The sequence below is a fragment of the Acinetobacter sp. NBRC 100985 genome (assembly GCF_000241225.1).
Classification (GTDB): domain Bacteria; phylum Pseudomonadota; class Gammaproteobacteria; order Pseudomonadales; family Moraxellaceae; genus Acinetobacter; species Acinetobacter venetianus.
This window is the reverse complement of sequence record NZ_BAEB01000021.1, coordinates 354203-371934: the sequence shown is the minus strand read 5'-3', so window position 1 is coordinate 371934 and position 17732 is coordinate 354203. Positions and strand designations below refer to the sequence as shown.

Below are 17732 nucleotides of genomic sequence, written 5' to 3'. Positions count from 1 at the left end.
GGCTTTTTTATTATTCTGTCTTTACTTTTTAAATGGTAATGCATATTTAAAAATACGCCCGACCACTTCACCGAACTGTTTTACAAAACTGGCATTATTATAATGCAAACCATATTTCTCACAGACAGCTTGCACTTTAGGTGCAACTTGGCGATAACGACGTGCAGGAATATCAGGAAATAAATGATGTTCTATTTGATGGCTTAAATGCCCTGTCAAAATATGAAATGCTTCCGAACCTGTCAAATTCGATGAACCTCGAATTTGACGCATATACCAATGTCCACGGCTTTCATCTTGTATTACCGATTTCGGGAATACTTCAACTTCTTTGGTAAAGTGACCACAGAAAATAATGCTGAAAGTCCATACATTACGAATGCCATTCGCCACTAAATTACCTGTAAATACAGGAAGTGCCGAAGGTCCAGCGATCAATGGGAAAAACACATAATCTTTAAAAAGTTGCTTCGCTATTTTCTTTTGGGCTGGCTGCCATTCACGCTTAAATTGCGCCATCGTTTTGCGTTTATACAGCACTTTACCTAATTCAAGGTTTTGAATGGCAACGCCCCATTGGAAGAGCAAACTGAACGGTACGATATACATCGGTTGGATTAAAGTAAATTTGTTCCAACGTTGCTCTGGAAATAGACGAAATACCCCATAACCCACATCATCATCCATACCCTTTACATTGGTATAAGTATGATGCTTAAAGTTATGCGTTTGTCTCCAGTTGTCAGAAGTTCCAACGGTATCCCATTCATAAGTTTGACCATTAAACTTTGGATCATTCATCCAATCATACTGACCGTGCATGACGTTATGACCTAACTCCATGTTTTCCATAATTTTGGCGAAACCTAATAACCCCGTACCTAATAACCATGCTGGTGGGAACCATCCAGCAAATAGCAAAGCACGGCCTAAAAAGCTGCTATAACGGATCGTAGAGTAGACACGGCGGATGTATTTTGCATCTTTTTCACCCAAGTCATCTAAAACATCTTGCTTGATCTGATCTAATTCACGAGCGAAAGCATCTAACTCTGCGGCAGTTAAATCACGATTTTTTGGATTTTTAAAAAATTCAATTTTAACAGGCATATTCATTGTTAATTTCTCTCTTATAGATCAATCACAAGATCTGATTGAGCTGAATTCACACAAATTTTTAATAACTGAGTAGGTTCTTGATTGGCAGCACCATTCAATAAATTTCGTGTCGCACCTTGAGCTTTATTACATGCACATTTATTACAAATACCCATACGGCAACCATAATTTGGCTTGATACCGTGCTGTTCTAAACTTGATAAAATCGACTGTCCTTTCGGAATCGCAACTGTTTTATTCGATTTCGTCAATGTGACGTTAATAAAACCTGTATCAGTTAAATCAGCATCGAATTGGCTCAAACTAAAGGCTTCTGTTTGAATCGCAGCAGCATGGCTCAATAACGCTTCAGCTGTCGCCGCAAACCCTGATGGGCCACATGCATAAACAGTTGTGTTATCTAAGTTTTCAAGTTGATCTATATGCGCTTGATTCAAACGTTGATCTTGAGCTTGAGTATAAAAAACCTGATAGCTAAAATTAGGGAAATTTTCTGTAATTTCAGTCAAATAATCGACATAAGCAGCATCTTCATTGGTTTTAACCCAGTACATGAGTTTGACCCTTGTTGTTTGAAGTTGCTTTGACTGACTCAAACCTTCAACTAAACTCAACATCGGTGTAATACCACTTCCCGCTGCAAGCAATAACAAATGAGGAGTTTTAATATGTTGTTGCATATCCCCGTAAGGTTGACCCAAACGTAAAATATTTCCTACTTGACTCTGCTCGACCAACCATGAACTGACTACACCTTGGTCCACTTTTTTCACAGTTAAACACAGATGATCATGATCTAACTGCATCATGCTATAGGTACGCTCATAATGGCGACCAGCAATCTCTACAGTGACAGGATGATGTTGCCCTGCTACGCCATGTTTAACATGCCGATTGCATTGCAAAATAAGACTAACCGTATCTTTTGCCACAATTTGTTTTTTTACGATTTTGGCAAGTGGCTGATTTACAGACCATAAAGGATTAATTTTCTGTAACCAAAAATTGGTGTCATGACTATTCATTACGCTTTGAGCTAATGAATTGAATAGAGAAATTCTCTTTTCGACTGCTTGCATGAGCGATAACTCTGATCGTTTTTTAATTATTATACATATGTATATATATATTTGTATATACACTCGTATAAAAATTTACATTTCACAAGTTCATCGACTACAGCTATAATCCCGACTAGCTTACTTATATTTTGAAAACAATGGTTCATTCTTCTTTTTTACCGCTCGGCTCAGACACATTAAATGAACAAGATGTCATCGCGATGAAAACACCTGTACGTTCAGTTGGCAGAAAAGCAACAATTACGAAAGAAGAGTTATTCCAAGCAACTTTGAATCTAATTGGCCCGCAAAAAAGCATTGCTTCATTGAGCTTACGTGAAATTGCACGTGAAGCTGGTATTGCTCCAAATAGCTTTTATCGTCATTTCAAAGATATTGATGAACTAGCTATTGCTTTGATTGATCGTTCTGGTTTAGTGCTACGTAAAATTATTCGTGAAGCACGCTTACAGGCATCAATGCAGCACAGTATTATCCGCAGCTCAGTTGAAGTATTTATTCAACAGCTTGATGCGGATGAAGGAAATTTAAGTTTATTGCTTCGTGAAGGCTACACAGGTTCAACCTCGTACAAAGCTGCGGTTGATCGTCAGCTTAATTTCTTTCAACAAGAACTCCAAGAAGATTTAATTCGTTTAGAACAAATGAATGATAGCAAAATTAGCCACGCTGACCTTGTTGCCAAAGCAATTACGCAACTTGTATTCAACATGGGCGCACGCGTTATTGATATTCCTTCTGAGCAACGCATGGAAGTTGCGGAACAAACCATGATTATGATTCGCATGATCTTAGAAGGCGCTCGTCATTTAGATGAAGCAAGTATTCGTTAAGTCTTCTCTATATTCTTTCATTCATTATTGAGTGATTAAGCGCTTAGCAGCTCGATCACTCAAATTCAATGTTTGCTTATCCCCTGCCTGAATAATTTGCACAGGTACAAATCGTACCTGAACAATAGTGGGTTTCTTTTTGATGTCTTTCGGCAAAACCTCATTTAATTTTTGAATTTCCATCGAACTTGGTACTGTATCTCCCTCGACCACCACACGGGCTAAGGTATATTCACTTTGAGCATCGAACTGTATTTTATCGATAATATTATTATTTTTATTTAACGTCGAAATGATTGCGGTACGTGCTTTGGTTTCATAAATTTGCTTTTGAATCATATGCAAAAAGTTTGCAGTTAAATACACACCGAGAACTAGCAGAAACAGTAAGCTCACAAAGTTTCGTTTAACAAATTCTATTACATTACTTTGTACTTCTTCATCTGATCCTCGTCTAAAACCTGCGATCCATAACACCAAAGAAGAACTAATTTGAATTGCGATAATATTGGTAAACGCCAATAACAAAGCATTCGCAGAGAGACGTAAATCCCAATGCGCAAGTAAAATACCACTTGCAACCAAAGGTGGAACAAGTGCTGTAGCAACTGCGACCCCAACAACAGCAACGGATAATCGTGGCGAAACTGATGCAAATGCCCCAGCAGCTCCCCCTGCCAGTGCAATCATTAGATCGATCACATTCGGTTGAGTACGGGATAGAATTTCATGTGTTAGCGGCATATTAAAATTAATAAGCCCCAATATCACCCCTATTCCAAAAATCATTGCCACGCCAAGTGCTAAGGTCTTTAATGCCGTGACGAATAAGATCCAACGATTATCAATGAAAGAGAGTGCAATCCCCGAAATTGGACCAAGCATCATTGCCACAAGCATCGCACCAATCACCACAGCAGAAGAATCAGCGAGTAGACCATAACCTGCGATCACAGCAGCCAAAGCATTCATAATAAAAAATGTTTTGGTGGGTAATGCATCTGCCTGAATGTTGAGACGTACGAGCTTATGATCTATCTTTTTAGAATTTTCACGTAATGCTTGCTTATAGCGTAACTTTTCTTTTAAAACCTCAATCTTCTCTTGTTCTGGATGATCATTAATAACAATGGTTGCTTTATCTTTTTCATTTTCCATTTGTTCTATCTCTTCATTTGAAAGTCAAATTGGCTACCGATTTTATCGGTGCTATTTAACATTTATCTTAGATCAGTCTACTTTAACCTAAGATGCTGTAATCACTTCAAAAAAGGTATTTAAACTCACTATAATTTACAAAAGGCTTAACAATTCGAACACTCATCTGGCCGCTCACGGCTTACTCTAAATATGAAATAAATAGTTTTTATTCACTGTGTTTCACAAACGATAACTGAATGAGGTAACTATGAATTCTTCAGCAGCGAAAAATTTAAAAGTTTATACACGTAATAATTTAGATGATTCGATTAAAGAAGCGACTGTAAAAATATTAAATCAAATTCTTGCCAATCTTATCGATTTATCATTATTAACCAAGCAAGCGCATTGGAACATGCGTGGTAGTAATTTCATCGCAGTGCATGAAATGTTAGATATGTTCCGTACTTCAATTATTACCCACTTAGACAATGTCGCTGAGCGTGCAGTACAAATCGGTGGTACAGCTTTGGGTACAACTCAGACAGTTTCTGAAACGTCACACTTAAAACCATATCCTGTGGCGATTCATGCGGTTCAAGATCATTTAAAAGAGCTTGCTGATCGTTATGGTGTCGTTGCGAATCATTTACGCGATACGATTGATGAAATTAAAGATCCAATTTCGGAAGATATTATTCATGCAGCTTTAGAAGACCTTGATCAATATTTATGGTTCTTGGAAGCCAATATTGAGCAAAGCTAATTATTTTTTAGCAAATAAAAAAGAGGACTCAATTGTCCTCTTTTTTTGTTTCTATCTCAGTTAAGGTTTAACTACAACTAAGACTTGAATTGCTTCTGGTGTCACAGACAAACTATCAAGTAAGCCTAACCCTTCTTTTTGGAACTTCTGTAAACGCTCGATTTCATCTTGGCGAATACTTGGGTTAAATTGCTTGAGGTAAGCTAAACGGTCAATTTCATATTGCCATTTTCCACTGTAATGTTCTTTCGCTTGTTGCATTAACTCTGGCAATGATTCTTTTGCAATATCCAAAGCTTGTGCATAACGTGACTCAATTACTTCACGACGCGCTTTCACCACTTGACGACAGCTATTGCCATCTAAATGATGTAAATATGGACGCAAAATGCTTGGATCAATCTTCGCAGACAAGTCTTGACCATTTTCACTAAGTAATACACGGATCAATTGCTTTGGCAAACTTGCTGGTAAATTCAGAGCTTTTGGTGCAACTACATCAACCTTAAACCAAACCTCAAGTAAGACTGAACCCTGCTTCAATGCATTTGATTTCAGCAACGCAACATTGGTACTACCAAATGACTGTGTACGGATCATTTCCATCACACTTTCAATAAATGGGTGTTCCAAAGTCAAATACTGAGCATCTTCACGAATCTGTGCCTGATCACGATAGAAGGTCGCCGTCATGCCTTCTTCATCCAAGGTTAGACCTTGAACTTGCATTTGATCCGTTGGTTTGATGATCACTGTACCGTTACTTTGCTCGTCAAAATCAATATTGGTTGATGACATGAAACGCTTCACAAACATCGGCAAAGTGGTGTTGTCATCATAATCTTCAAGCGCTTGAACAATGCCCTGCGCTACAACAGGACGACAAGAGTTGTACTCAAGCAAACGGTCACGACCTGCTTGTAATTCAGCTTCCAATGCTTGACGTTGTACATTCACTTCTTCGAGTAAATCTTCAAAAGTCTGACCTTGATCCGCCAATAAGCAGTCTTTCAGTTCAACAATAAAGTTTTCTTGTAGTGTTTGTGCCGTAGGAGAAATATTGCTGAAAATATTAAGTGCTTCGTTATACCAACGGAACATACGCTCTTGCGCTGTACCCATGAGATAAGGCACATGAATTTGAATACGGTTTTCTTGACCAATACGATCCAAACGACCAATACGCTGTTCAAGTACGTCAGGGTTTGCAGGTAAATCAAATAAAATCAAATCACTGGCAAACTGGAAGTTACGTCCTTCAGAACCAATTTCCGAACAAAGAAGAATCTGTGCGCCATAGCTGTCTTCTGCAAAGTATGCAGCCGCCTGGTCGCGTTCCAATAAGCTCATGCCTTCATGGAACATTGCGGTACGAATGCCCGCATGTAAGCGCAAAACATTTTCCAAGGCTTCAACCACTGGCCCACTACGCGCAATCAACAACACTTTTTTATGTTTTAAATCTTTACGCAAAACTTCCATCAACCAAGGTACACGCGGATCATTCTCCATCCACGCGCCATCAAGTTGACCTTCTTCTGGCCACATTTGCTCACGCATTTTGCCATCGAAAGACCAGTCATCTGGTGCAGGTAAAGGTGCAGGTTGGCAATCACGACCTGGGAAGCCTTGAATCGCTTCACGGGTATTACGGAACAAAATACGACCTGTACCATGACGATCCAATAATTCGTGAATCGCACGCATACGCTGTTCAGGCTGATCATCAATACGATGACCCAATAAGCCATCCAATGCAGTAAGATGCTCTTCTGTTAATGGATCATCAGACATCAACACTTCAGCAACTTTTGCCGTTTGTTGATATTGTTCTTCTTCGTCAAGAAAACGATCTAAGCTACTAAAACGTTGCGGATCGAGTAACCGTAAACGTGCAAAATGACTTTCTACACCTAACTGTTCAGGTGTTGCAGTGAGTAATAAAACACCCGCAGTTTGCTCTGCAAGTTCTTCGACTAGATCATAACGATCATTGCCGCCTTCTTCTTCACTCCACATCAAATGATGTGCTTCATCGACAACTAATAGATCAAAACCAGCTTCCATCGCCTGATCACGCAAGTCATCATGGTCAACCATCAGGTCAACGCTGGCAATAATGCATTGTTCAGTCAAGAACGGATTCAAATCAGGATCATGTTCTTTGATCGAAGCAGTACGGGTTAAATCAAACAATGAGAATTGCAGATTGAAACGACGGCGCATTTCAATCATCCACTGATATTGCAGTGAATCAGGCACTAAAATCAGGATACGTTCTGAACGTCCTGTTTTCAGTTGTTGATGAATGATCAAACCTGCTTCAATGGTTTTACCTAAACCCACTTCATCAGCCAATAAAACGCGTGGCGCAAAACGCTTACCAACTTCATGCGCTATATAAAGCTGATGCGGAATTAAACCGACACGCGCACCAAGAAAACCACGTAAAGGACTCGTATGCATTTGCGCTTGCAACAACATTGCTTCAATGCGGAGGTCATACCACTCTTTATAATCGACTTGGCTTGCCAACAGACGTTCTAAAGGTTTTGACAGCTGGATTTGCGCACCGATACGGGTTTCGTTCAGTGACTTGCGTTCTTGTTCGCCATTTTCCAGTGTACGAACTACATCATAACGAAGGACACCATGACGGTCTTCAATCGACTCAACAGTCCACTTGACGCCTTCTTGGTCTTGTACTTCATCATTAACGTTAAAGATGATGCGAGATAAAGGCGCATTGTTTCGTGCATAGACACGAGTTTCATCACTTTTAGGGAATAAAATGCTGATAGAACGTTCATCGACATCAATAAGAACACCTAAACCAAGTTCAGTTTCTGTATCTGATAACCAACGTTGACCAATAGCAAACTGCTGCAATTTTTCCACCTTTATCTCAAGTTAGCCCACATATTGTATTCCTTAAATCAGATTAAATTTAAGGCATTTTATGTAGTTTTCAACAATGTATTTTGACACAAAGCACGATCAAATAGCGTGCATCACATCGTGTTTCATAAAAAAGTTTTAGACTAAAACGGCACTGCACAATCAAAGCTGAGTTGTGCACCTGTTTTAGGATGAGCGAAACTCAATTGTGTTGCATGTAAACACAATCGATCGTAAAGCTGCTGCTGTTCAGGTGTGGCATATAGGGTATCACCGAGAATCGGATGACCAAGATATTGCATATGCACACGAAGCTGATGTGAACGTCCTGTAATCGGAATCAATTTGACTCGAGTTACAGCTTGTCCTTGAATTTCTAGATGTTCGATCACTTGCCATTCGGTTAATGCAGGTTTGTGATGATTAGTATCAACGATATGTAATGGCGGGCGACTTGGATCATAAATCACAGGAATATCGACAGTACCCTGACCTTCTAAATGTCCTACAACCAAAGCTTGATAAATTTTTGAGGTTTGACGATCTTGGAATTGGCGTGAAATATGACTCTGTCCAAATTTAGACAAACCAAACACTAAGATGCCAGAGGTATCACGATCTAAACGATGAATCAGTAAAGTTTTTTGTTCTAGTTCTAATAAGCGATTGATCAAACAATTTTGTAAATCAGGTGTTTTCCCTGGCACGGTCAGTAAGCCTGCTGGTTTATGGATGACCATAAAATCTTCATCACGATGAATCAAATGTTCACTTAGAAAATCACTCAAGGTAGCCTTCCAACGACTGGATGAAAACAAGCGGGCAATCATAAAAAGCTTGGCGCTGAATTACAATGCATGACACGTATTTTTACTCTTTTTTTTCGTGTTTCTCTCGATATTTCATCCAGAATTGAATTTAAATGATGATTTAGGTCTGTTGCTCTAGGAATTGTTGAATCGCATGCTGAGCAATTTCTGCATCTTGAAAAGATTGTACACCTGAAATACCAACAGCCCCTACTACCTGCCCTTGATAAACAATCGGCTCACCACCTTCTAACATGCCGTTTGCAGCATTTATGGTTAAAAAGCCAATTTTACCATCACGGATCATATCTTCTGATACTTTGGTTGCTCTACGGCTTACTGCAGCAGATTTTGCTTTTTCTTGACAAATTTCGGTCGATAATACGGATGCACCATCCATACGCTTCATCATCAGCAGCGTTCCACCTTCATCAACCACTGCAATACTGACATTAAAGCTATGTTCTGTTGCATATTGTGATGCTGCATCAACCAGAATTTCTACATCCGCAGCAATTAAATAATGTTTAGTTTTCATCCGTTACTCCATTCCTATGAGTTTCTTATAAAAAGTTTGTTTAAAATTATATTATCAGCACTATCTTACAGCCTGCCTAAGCCAATATATCCACGCTTTGGAGCAGCTAAAGACAAACACAAAGATAGTTGATTATTCAAGCATATTTTACTCAGTGGTACAGTAAAGATTCTTTATATTTTTTGCTATTCTTAGCTTAGTTTTATCGTAAAAAATAAATGAGACTTCAGTAAGATTCCGTTGCGATCAAGCATTATTTTTAAACCTGTTAAGCTCTATATTCAGCTCAATTAAAATGCATCCATAAAAAAAGCCCGAATGAATCGGGCTTCTGTATGCATCATAGCATTATTTCATTTCTGCAAAAGTTTCTTTTGCTGCCTGAATAGTGTCTGCAATATCTTGATCTGAATGCATAGATGAAATAAATCCAGCTTCAAATGCTGATGGTGCGAGATAGACACCACGCTTTAACATGCCATGGAAGAATTTCTTAAATGCTTCAACATCACAAGCCAACATTGAATCAAAGCTAGTAATGTCATCTTGATCGGTAAAATACAAACCAAACATGCCACCCACTTGCTGGGTCTTGAATGGAATCCCTGCTTCGTCTGCGGCCGTCTGCAAACCTGCAAGTAATTTTGCTAACTGAGCAGCGAGCTTGTCATAAAACTCTGGTTCACGTAAATGTTTAAACATTGCAATACCCGCGCGCATAGCCAATGGGTTGCCTGACAATGTTCCTGCTTGATAAACACCACCTAAAGGTGCGATGCATTCCATAATTTCACGTTTACCACCAAAAGCACCGACAGGTAAGCCTGCACCAATGATTTTACCCAACGTGGTCAAGTCAGGTTTAACGTTATAGACCGATTGGGCACCACCTAAAGCGACACGGAAACCGGTCATCACTTCATCAATGATAAAGACTGATTTGTATTCATCACAGACATCACGGATCGCTTGCAAGAAACCATCAATTGGCGTTACCAAGTTCATGTTGCCTGCAACAGGCTCAATGATCACGCCTGCAATTTCATGACCAAATTTACTAAAGCATTCTTTCAATGCTTCGATGTTGTTATATGGCAGCGTTAAGGTATGTTTTGCAAAATCAGCAGGTACACCTTTTGAGGTTGGTTCTCCTTCCCCTAAAGTCAATAAGCCTGAACCTGCTTTCACTAATAATGAATCCGAATGACCGTGGTAGCAGCCTTCAAACTTTACAATCTTGTCACGACCTGTGTAACCACGAGCCAAACGAATCGCCGTCATGGTTGCTTCAGTACCTGAACTGGTCATACGCACCAATTCGATTGAAGGCATGATCTCGCAGATGGTATCTGCCAAAGTGGTTTCGTGTACCGTTGGCGCACCAAAGCTTAAGCCATCTTCCGCAGCAGTTTGTACTGCTTGAATAATATCTGGATGCGCGTGACCCAAAATCATTGGCCCCCATGAACCGACATAGTCCACATAGCGCTTACCATCAACATCCCACAAATACGCACCTTTTGCCTTTTCAATAAAGACAGGCGTACCACCAACACCGTTAAATGCACGTACAGGTGAATTTACACCACCTGGAATATGTTTATTTGCTTGTTTAAATAGCTGTTCTTGCTTTGGAGATAAGCTCATAAAAGACTCAACCTAAAATCGAGGACGAGGAACGTTGTCGTTCCGAGAAACAATAAAATTTCCGCAAAACGGATACATATAATTAGTCAAATAACGTTGCCCATGCATTTACACGAGCAGGAATTTCGGCTGTAGATCGCCCTAATATATCACTAATTACCGCACAAAGGCTTGCACCTGCCTCAATCACCACTTGAGAATTTTCAACGGTCAAACCGCCAATCGCACAAATTGGTACAGCGAATTTTTGTTTAGCTTGTTTAATGACTTCGATGCCGACATTACCTGCTTCTGGTTTGGTTGAAGTGGCATAAACTGCACCAAAGGCCACATAAGTTGCACCATCAGCAATCGCCTGTTCAGCCAACTCCAGTGAGTTTAAGCAGGTACGACCTATAATCACACCTTTCGGTAAACGCGCAGCAGCATCACTTATTTCACCATCAGATTGTCCAAGATGTACACCTAAACCAAACTGTTCAGCCAAGTCTAAATCATCATTAATGACAAACGGGACTTGATGCTTTTCACAAAGTGCTTTGATCTGTTGCACTTCTAATGGCTGATCTAGTTTTGCTATTTTTTTACGGCGATACTGTAAAATGGCAACCTGCCCAGTCGATAACGCAACATCTAATTTTTCTAATAATAATTGTATTGGATCATCATTGGTGATGAGATAAAGACCGCGCATAAATCACTCGATAAAGATATTTTCGAGTGATACTTTAGTCAATCTGTGTATTGGAATCTATACTCAATTTATCCAATGTTCAGAATATCGACACGATATTTTTAGCACTCAAGCTCACTGTCTTTTCGCACACATTTGTTAATGACACATTTAATAACTTACGCTTTTTAAAGCCGCCTACGATTTTTCAATGAGAAACTAACCATTATAAATCAGAGAAAATACTCCCAAATGATATAGCCCAAACCAAAACCCAAAAAGGCATAGAGTGTAATAATAATAAAAACAAAGCTCGCATTATTTTTCTTTCTTAAAAAGCTCACCTTCACACCTCAACATAAAACTAGCTTATGTTTATTGTGCCCATTTCAATATCCAACCTGTAGGTACAGAATCTGATTAAAAAGCTATAACAGACAGCTGATCTTTTTTCAAAAGACCTAAGACAGACGATTTCTAAACAGCCATGCAGCTAAAGGTAATGTGATTATCGCGAGTACAAACATAGGTACAAAATCCCACTTCACTTGTGAAAACGTTGCCCCCTCTAAATACACTCGCTGTACAAGATCAATTCCAAAACGCAGCGGGTTCGCATAAGTCGCAATCTCTAGCGCATGCGGCATATTCTGAACTGGTGTCAACAAACCAGATAACAACATTAATGGCATGATAATAAAGAATGTAAATAACATTGCTTGTTGCATATTGAGAGAAATTGCTGAAATGGACAGTCCAACTCCAACAACAGCAATATTAAAAAACAATAAGCCAAAATAAAGTAGAGTTAAGGAGCCATTCATTGGAATTTGAAACCAAAATAAAATGATGCAAAGAATAATAGTCGATTGCATCAAACCGACAAAAATAGGCGGCAAAGCCTTACCAATCATGATATGAATCGGTGTATAAGGCGTTACTAATAGCTGGTCAAAAGTTCCTTGTTCTCTTTCTCGTGCTACCGAAAGTGAGGATAGCAATAATGTTTGCATCATACTTAATGCGGCAATTAACGATGGCATAATCCCCCAACGTGATTCCTGATTTGGGTTATACCAAGTTCGTACCTCTAAGTTGACTGATGCTTGCCCTAAGCGCTCCTGATTTACTTTTGCGACGACACTATTGATATAAGACCCAGCCATACCTGCCGTTGATGAATTTCGACCGTCTAAGATAACCTGTATCGGAGAAACTTCGCCTTGAGCCAGTTTGTCTTCAAAATCTGAAGGAATACTAATTACGGCCAAAGCAGTACGATCATCGACTACAGTTTTGATCTGAGTAGCATTATTGAGCGTGGCCGTTCGATTAAAAATACCCGAACCATCAAGATGAGATAATAATTGCTGTGAAACTTGTCCTTTGCTTTGATCTAAGACGGCATAGTCCACATGATTGACATCATAACTTGCAGCATAGCCAAACAATAACGCCTGCATCAGCGCTGGCACAAATAAAATAATTCGATTTGCGGGATCACTAAAAATAGTGAGGAATTCTTTCTTCACTAAAACCAAGAGATAATTTAACCACACGACTATTTTTTGAATCATGTTATTACCTCAATCTCTTTTTTAATGACAAACACGATGCAAAGGTGAATAGCACAACATAGAGCATTAAAATTGCACATTCTTTTGTCCACAAATACCAATCATCACCACCTAGAAACAACGTTTTGATCAAGGTCATAAAATGCGTTGCAGGAATAATTTGACTAATGAGCTGTACTACAAAAGGTAAATTTCGCGTATCAAATACAAATCCTGAGAGCATCATGGCAGGCATAAAGCTTGCCAATAAAGCAATTTGGCTGGCTTGAAATTGGCTTTTAGAAGCGCCTGAAATCGTCAGTCCCATTAACAACGAAACCAATAAATATAAAAATGAAGCACTGATAATTGACGTCAATGAAGCTCGAATCGGCACATCAAAAATAAATGCCGCTGCCAATAAACACACGCCAATATCTATCATGCCAATCACGATATAAGGCGTTAATTTGGCAAGTACAATTTCTAGTGGTCGTACTGGTGTGACAAATAATGCCTCTAACGTTCCCCGATCTCTTTCTCTTGCGATTAATAAACCTGTTAAAAAAGCACCAATTAAAGTGAGGATCAGAACAATCAAGCCTGGAACTAAAAACCAAGTGCTATTTGCAGATTCATTAAACCAAATCCTTAGTTCAACACTGATCACTCCATTGGAAACCTGCATATTTTGACGATCAGACTGGATCGCTTGGGCTGTTGTTAGCGCACTAGAAATATAGCCTTGCAAAGCTGAAGCAATACTGGTCGATCGCCCATTAGTAATGATTTGAATGGTCGCAGCTTGATTTGTACTGGCTTGAGCAAAGTCAGCAGGAACATTTACAATCGCATCAATCTCAGCCCGTCCCATCGCTTGTTCAGCTTGGGCAAAACTTGTATAAGGCACTGCTGTTATATAGCGCGTTCCATTCAAGCCTGAAATTAACTGATTACTCTGTGACGTTACGTTCTGAACGACCACACCGACACGTCCGTTATTTAAATCGAAAGATAAGCCATAACCGAACAGTAAAATCAGGATAATCGGTAAAATCAGTCCTATCGCTAAACTACTTTTATCTCGTAATAATTGATTTGTTTCTTTTTTGATTAATGCCATCAAGCGAGCTACAGAGATACTCATTATGTATGCTCCTGCTTACGAGAACGTGCTTGTTCCACAATAGACATAAATGCACGATTCATATCACTATGGCTCGTTTCACCTGCCATTTGCCGAACTTGTTTTGGTGAACCAAGTGCTAATAATTTTCCAGCATCTTGAATCGCAATTCGATCACAATATTCAGCCTCTTCCATAAAATGCGTAGTAATAATAATGGTAATCCCTTGATTGGCGAGCTCTCCTATGCTGTACCAAAAAGAACGCCTTGCCAAAGGGTCAATCCCACTAGTAGGCTCATCTAAAAAGATAATCTCAGGCTGATGCAATAAAGCCGCAGCCATCGACAAACGTTGTTTAAATCCATTCGGTAAATCACCACTTTTAGCATGTGGCTGTAATTGAAATTGATGCAGTGCTTTGTCTATTTGTTGGTTAAGCTTCTTTCCAGATAAACCATAAGCACCACCAAAAAATTTTAAATTATCAAGTACCGTTAAATTGCTATATAAAGCGAATTTCTGAGAGACATAACCAATTTTTGCTCTCGCCTGTGCGCGTGCTGTGCGCAAGTTCATTCCAGCAACTTCTAAAGTGCCACTACTTGCAGGCAATAAACCACACAGCATTCTAAAAGTTGTTGTCTTCCCTGCGCCATTTGGCCCTAACAACCCAAAAATTTCACCGCGTTGCACATCAAAGGATGTATTTGCAACTGCGGTAAAATCACCAAATTTTCGTACTAAGTCTTTGACGATAATGGCTGATTGCGGTGTTTCAGCTAACTGCTTTTGGGATTCAAGCAAAGCATTTTCATTGCTATTTTTAACTTCAATTTTTTGTTGTTGAGCTTGATGTAAAAAGCTCATAAATGCATCTTCTAACTCAGGTTTTCTAGGTGTAACCACTGCATTTGAAGGTAAATATTCTATTGGCAATTCAGGATATGTAGGTTGAGTAATAAAACGGACAACATCGCCTTTAGGAACGGCATCTACAATATATTTATGATTATCTAATAACTGGGCTTGTAAAACCCTTGCCTTCATTTGTTTTGGTGGTTCAACCTGCCAAGTTTGGCCTCTTACTTTTTCACTAAGCTCAGATGGCGTGCCTTGTTGTAAAATTTTACCTTCATACATCACATACACTTCTGAACAACGTTCTGCTTCATCCATATATGCCGTGCTAATGATGACACTTAAATTTTCTTCCTGAACCAACTGTTTGATAATGATCCATAGATCTCTTCTCGATAAGGGATCAACACCGACACTCGGCTCATCGAGTAATAGCAGTTCTGGTGAGCGAACTAAGGTACAAGCCAAACCTAATTTTTGTTTCATTCCACCTGAAAGTTTCCCTGCTGGGCGTTCAGTAAAATGGGCTAAATCGGTAATTTCTAATAAACGAGCAAATCGTTGTTTACGTACAGCATGAGCTACGCCATGCAAATCTGCATACAAATCCAAATTTTCTTGAATACTTAAATCTTCATATAAACCAAACCGTTGTGGCATATAGCTGATTCGGTCTTGTACTGATTGAGGATCTTTAGCAACATCAATTCCAAGTACTTCCAAAGAACCTGAACTTGGCTGATACAAGCCTGCAATCAAGCGCAAAAAAGTTGTTTTACCCGCACCATCGGGTCCAACCAATGCCGTAAGCTGTCCTGCTTTGACTGTAATATTTAAATCTTGGAGTGCATTTATGTCTTTCCCTTTTTTATTTTCAGACGGAAAGACTTGGGTTAAGTCACGCGCCACCACCACTTTAGACAAAGTATTCATCAGCGTTCACTCACTTGTCCTTGGCAATTTTAACGGTGACAGGCTGCCCCATTTTTAATTGATCATTTGGATCATTTACATAAACTCGAACCTCATAGACCAAGGTTGTTCGGATGTCTTCTGTTTGCACTGTTTTAGGGGTAAATTCTGCAACAGATGAGATATAGCCAATTTTTCCGTGGATAGGTTGATCGGGCTTAGAATCGCGAATGATTTGGGCAACTGATCCCATTTTAATCCAGTCTAAATCTTTTTCATTTGCATACACTCTCACCCACTTCGGATCAGTCAGTGCCAAGGTATACACTGCTTTCTGAGGGTTGGTCATATCTCCCACTTCTTGCAACCTAGCACGCACCACTGCACCTACTGGTGAGCGCAACTCACTTTGTGTAAGTTGGTATTTGATTAAATCTAAATTTGCGTGCGTTGCCTGATATTGCGCCTTAGTCGCAGCACGATCTTCAGCACGTGCCCCTTTTTCTAGTAATGCTAAATTCGCTTCACGCTCTTTCACTGAAGCTGCTGCTGTAGCTTGATTACTCTGTGCAAAATCTAGTTCTTGTTTGCTAATCGCTTGGCCAGAGGTACTTTTATTCAAAATCTGTAAGCGTTGATAATCTTTATTTGCTTTGTCTAGTTGAGCTTGGGCTGATACCAGCTGTGCTTTTGCCTGTGTAATTTGTTCAGGTCGAGTTCCTACTTCTTGCTCAATCATTGCCTGCTTTTGTACATTCAACTGCGCTTCCGCTTGCTGTTCTTGAATCTTCAAAGCATCTGTTTTTAATTCTGCCAATACTTGCCCTTTTTTAACTTTATCTCCCTCTTGCACTGATAAGGACTGGATTCTTCCTGTTTGTTCAAAAGCGAGTGAAATCTGGCGAATATCGACATTTCCATAGAGTGTGAGTTCCTGTTCAGTATTTTTATCTTTATTAAAGAACCAAAGCACAACTGCTAAGAGAACAATGATACTGACCACAGCAACAGCAATAACTTTCTTGTTCATGGAATCAGACCTTTTTTATTAAAGTTTAAATTCAATTTAAATTTAAACTATATCAATTTAAGGAAAAAAGATATACTTAAAATTAAAGTTTAATTCAGAGTAAAAAATGTCTAGAGCTAGGCGCAGTGATGGTGATATTACCAAATCAAAAATTCTTGAGGCAGCAGGTCAATTAATTGCCCAAAATGGTTTTGCTCAGACAACAAACAAAGAAATTGCCAAATTGGCAGAGGTCGATTTAGCTGCGATTAACTATCATTTTGCTGGTCGTGATGGTTTATATAGCGCTGTGTTGGCTGAAGCACATACACATTATATCAACGAACAACAGTTATTGGCGCTCGTGGATAGCCCTCTCCCTCCGACACAAAAACTTGAAACATTTTTTGCAACGCTGGTGAGTAAGCTCGTTGAAAAAGATGTCTGGCATAGTAAAGTTTTTATTCGCGAATTATTTTCCCCTACATCGCATCTGCAAGCATTTATGCAAAGTGATGGTGCTAGAAAGTTTCAAGCCGTCCGAAAAATTATTAGTCAGGTTTCAGGGCTAGATGAAAATCACCCAGCGCTATTACCTTGTGTTCTAAGTGTCGTTGCGCCATGTATGATGCTACTGATCGTCGGAAGTAATCTCCCTGCACCCATACAAGATATTTCAAAAATGAATGCTCAACAATTGGTTAAGCATCTGATGACCTTTTCCTTAGCAGGTTTAGAAGCAATTAAACAACAGCAGTAAATCA

Annotated in this window: 16 protein-coding genes; 3 read left to right on the top strand and 13 right to left on the bottom strand. The window is 39.3% G+C overall.

From position 1 onward, the window contains the following. Window positions 1-21: 21 nt before the first annotated feature. Both ACT4_RS08290 and ACT4_RS08285 read right to left on the bottom strand, forming a co-directional pair. A complete protein-coding gene (locus tag ACT4_RS08290; RefSeq protein WP_007481341.1) occupies window positions 22-1116 on the bottom strand; it encodes an acyl-CoA desaturase in 1095 nt (364 codons plus the stop codon). Window positions 1117-1130: 14 nt separating this feature from the next. After that, window positions 1131-2198, bottom strand: a complete 1068-nt coding sequence (locus ACT4_RS08285; RefSeq protein ID WP_007481340.1) for a ferredoxin reductase — start codon at window positions 2196-2198, stop codon at window positions 1131-1133. Between the two features lie 140 nt (window positions 2199-2338). Here ACT4_RS08285 and fabR point away from each other — a divergent pair, with 140 nt between their 5' ends. After that, complete coding sequence (gene fabR, locus ACT4_RS08280; protein WP_007481339.1) at window positions 2339-3034, top strand: HTH-type transcriptional repressor FabR; 696 nt, start codon at window positions 2339-2341, stop codon at window positions 3032-3034. Window positions 3035-3058: 24 nt separating this feature from the next. On the opposite strand, the gene ACT4_RS08275 is transcribed toward fabR, so the two are convergent. Further along, window positions 3059-4192 (bottom strand): DUF389 domain-containing protein, encoded by a 1134-nt coding sequence (locus ACT4_RS08275; protein ID WP_007481338.1) that lies wholly within the window; start codon window positions 4190-4192, stop codon window positions 3059-3061. 250 nt (window positions 4193-4442) lie between these two features. Here ACT4_RS08275 and dps point away from each other — a divergent pair, with 250 nt between their 5' ends. Continuing rightward, a complete protein-coding gene (gene dps / locus ACT4_RS08270) occupies window positions 4443-4940 on the top strand; it encodes a DNA starvation/stationary phase protection protein Dps (protein ID WP_004880945.1) in 498 nt (165 codons plus the stop codon). Between the two features lie 60 nt (window positions 4941-5000). On the opposite strand, the gene rapA is transcribed toward dps, so the two are convergent. The 10 genes from rapA to ACT4_RS08225 all read right to left on the bottom strand — a co-directional run bounded on the left by rapA (window position 5001) and on the right by ACT4_RS08225 (window position 16989). After that, a complete protein-coding gene (gene rapA, locus ACT4_RS08265) occupies window positions 5001-7838 on the bottom strand; it encodes an RNA polymerase-associated protein RapA (protein ID WP_007481337.1) in 2838 nt (945 codons plus the stop codon). Window positions 7839-7981: 143 nt separating this feature from the next. Next, entirely contained in the window at window positions 7982-8626 is a 645-nt protein-coding gene (locus ACT4_RS08260) for an RluA family pseudouridine synthase (protein ID WP_007481336.1), read from the bottom strand. A 142-nt stretch (window positions 8627-8768) separates the two neighbouring features. Next, window positions 8769-9185: a heme-binding protein gene (locus ACT4_RS08255; RefSeq protein ID WP_007481335.1), complete on the bottom strand. Its 417-nt coding sequence runs from the start codon at window positions 9183-9185 to the stop codon at window positions 8769-8771. A gap of 348 nt (window positions 9186-9533) precedes the next feature. Then, entirely contained in the window at window positions 9534-10832 is a 1299-nt protein-coding gene (hemL, locus tag ACT4_RS08250; protein ID WP_007481334.1) for a glutamate-1-semialdehyde 2,1-aminomutase, read from the bottom strand. Window positions 10833-10914: 82 nt separating this feature from the next. Then, window positions 10915-11526, bottom strand: coding sequence for a thiamine phosphate synthase (gene thiE / locus ACT4_RS08245; protein ID WP_007481333.1), 612 nt, complete (start codon window positions 11524-11526; stop codon window positions 10915-10917). Window positions 11527-11738: 212 nt separating this feature from the next. Continuing rightward, window positions 11739-11849 (bottom strand): hypothetical protein, encoded by a 111-nt coding sequence (locus ACT4_RS17390; protein ID WP_201786693.1) that lies wholly within the window; start codon window positions 11847-11849, stop codon window positions 11739-11741. Window positions 11850-11966: 117 nt separating this feature from the next. Further along, a complete protein-coding gene (locus ACT4_RS08240) occupies window positions 11967-13082 on the bottom strand; it encodes an ABC transporter permease (RefSeq protein WP_007481332.1) in 1116 nt (371 codons plus the stop codon). A 4-nt stretch (window positions 13083-13086) separates the two neighbouring features. Beyond that, complete coding sequence (locus tag ACT4_RS08235; protein ID WP_007481331.1) at window positions 13087-14208, bottom strand: ABC transporter permease; 1122 nt, start codon at window positions 14206-14208, stop codon at window positions 13087-13089. Then, a complete protein-coding gene (locus ACT4_RS08230; RefSeq protein WP_007481330.1) occupies window positions 14208-15980 on the bottom strand; it encodes an ATP-binding cassette domain-containing protein in 1773 nt (590 codons plus the stop codon). The genes ACT4_RS08235 and ACT4_RS08230 overlap by 1 nt, the downstream gene beginning before the upstream one ends. 10 nt (window positions 15981-15990) lie before the next feature. Beyond that, window positions 15991-16989, bottom strand: a complete 999-nt coding sequence (locus ACT4_RS08225) for an HlyD family efflux transporter periplasmic adaptor subunit (protein ID WP_007481329.1) — start codon at window positions 16987-16989, stop codon at window positions 15991-15993. A gap of 106 nt (window positions 16990-17095) precedes the next feature. Here ACT4_RS08225 and ACT4_RS08220 point away from each other — a divergent pair, with 106 nt between their 5' ends. Further along, window positions 17096-17728 (top strand): TetR/AcrR family transcriptional regulator, encoded by a 633-nt coding sequence (locus ACT4_RS08220; protein WP_007481328.1) that lies wholly within the window; start codon window positions 17096-17098, stop codon window positions 17726-17728. Window positions 17729-17732 lie beyond the last annotated feature (4 nt).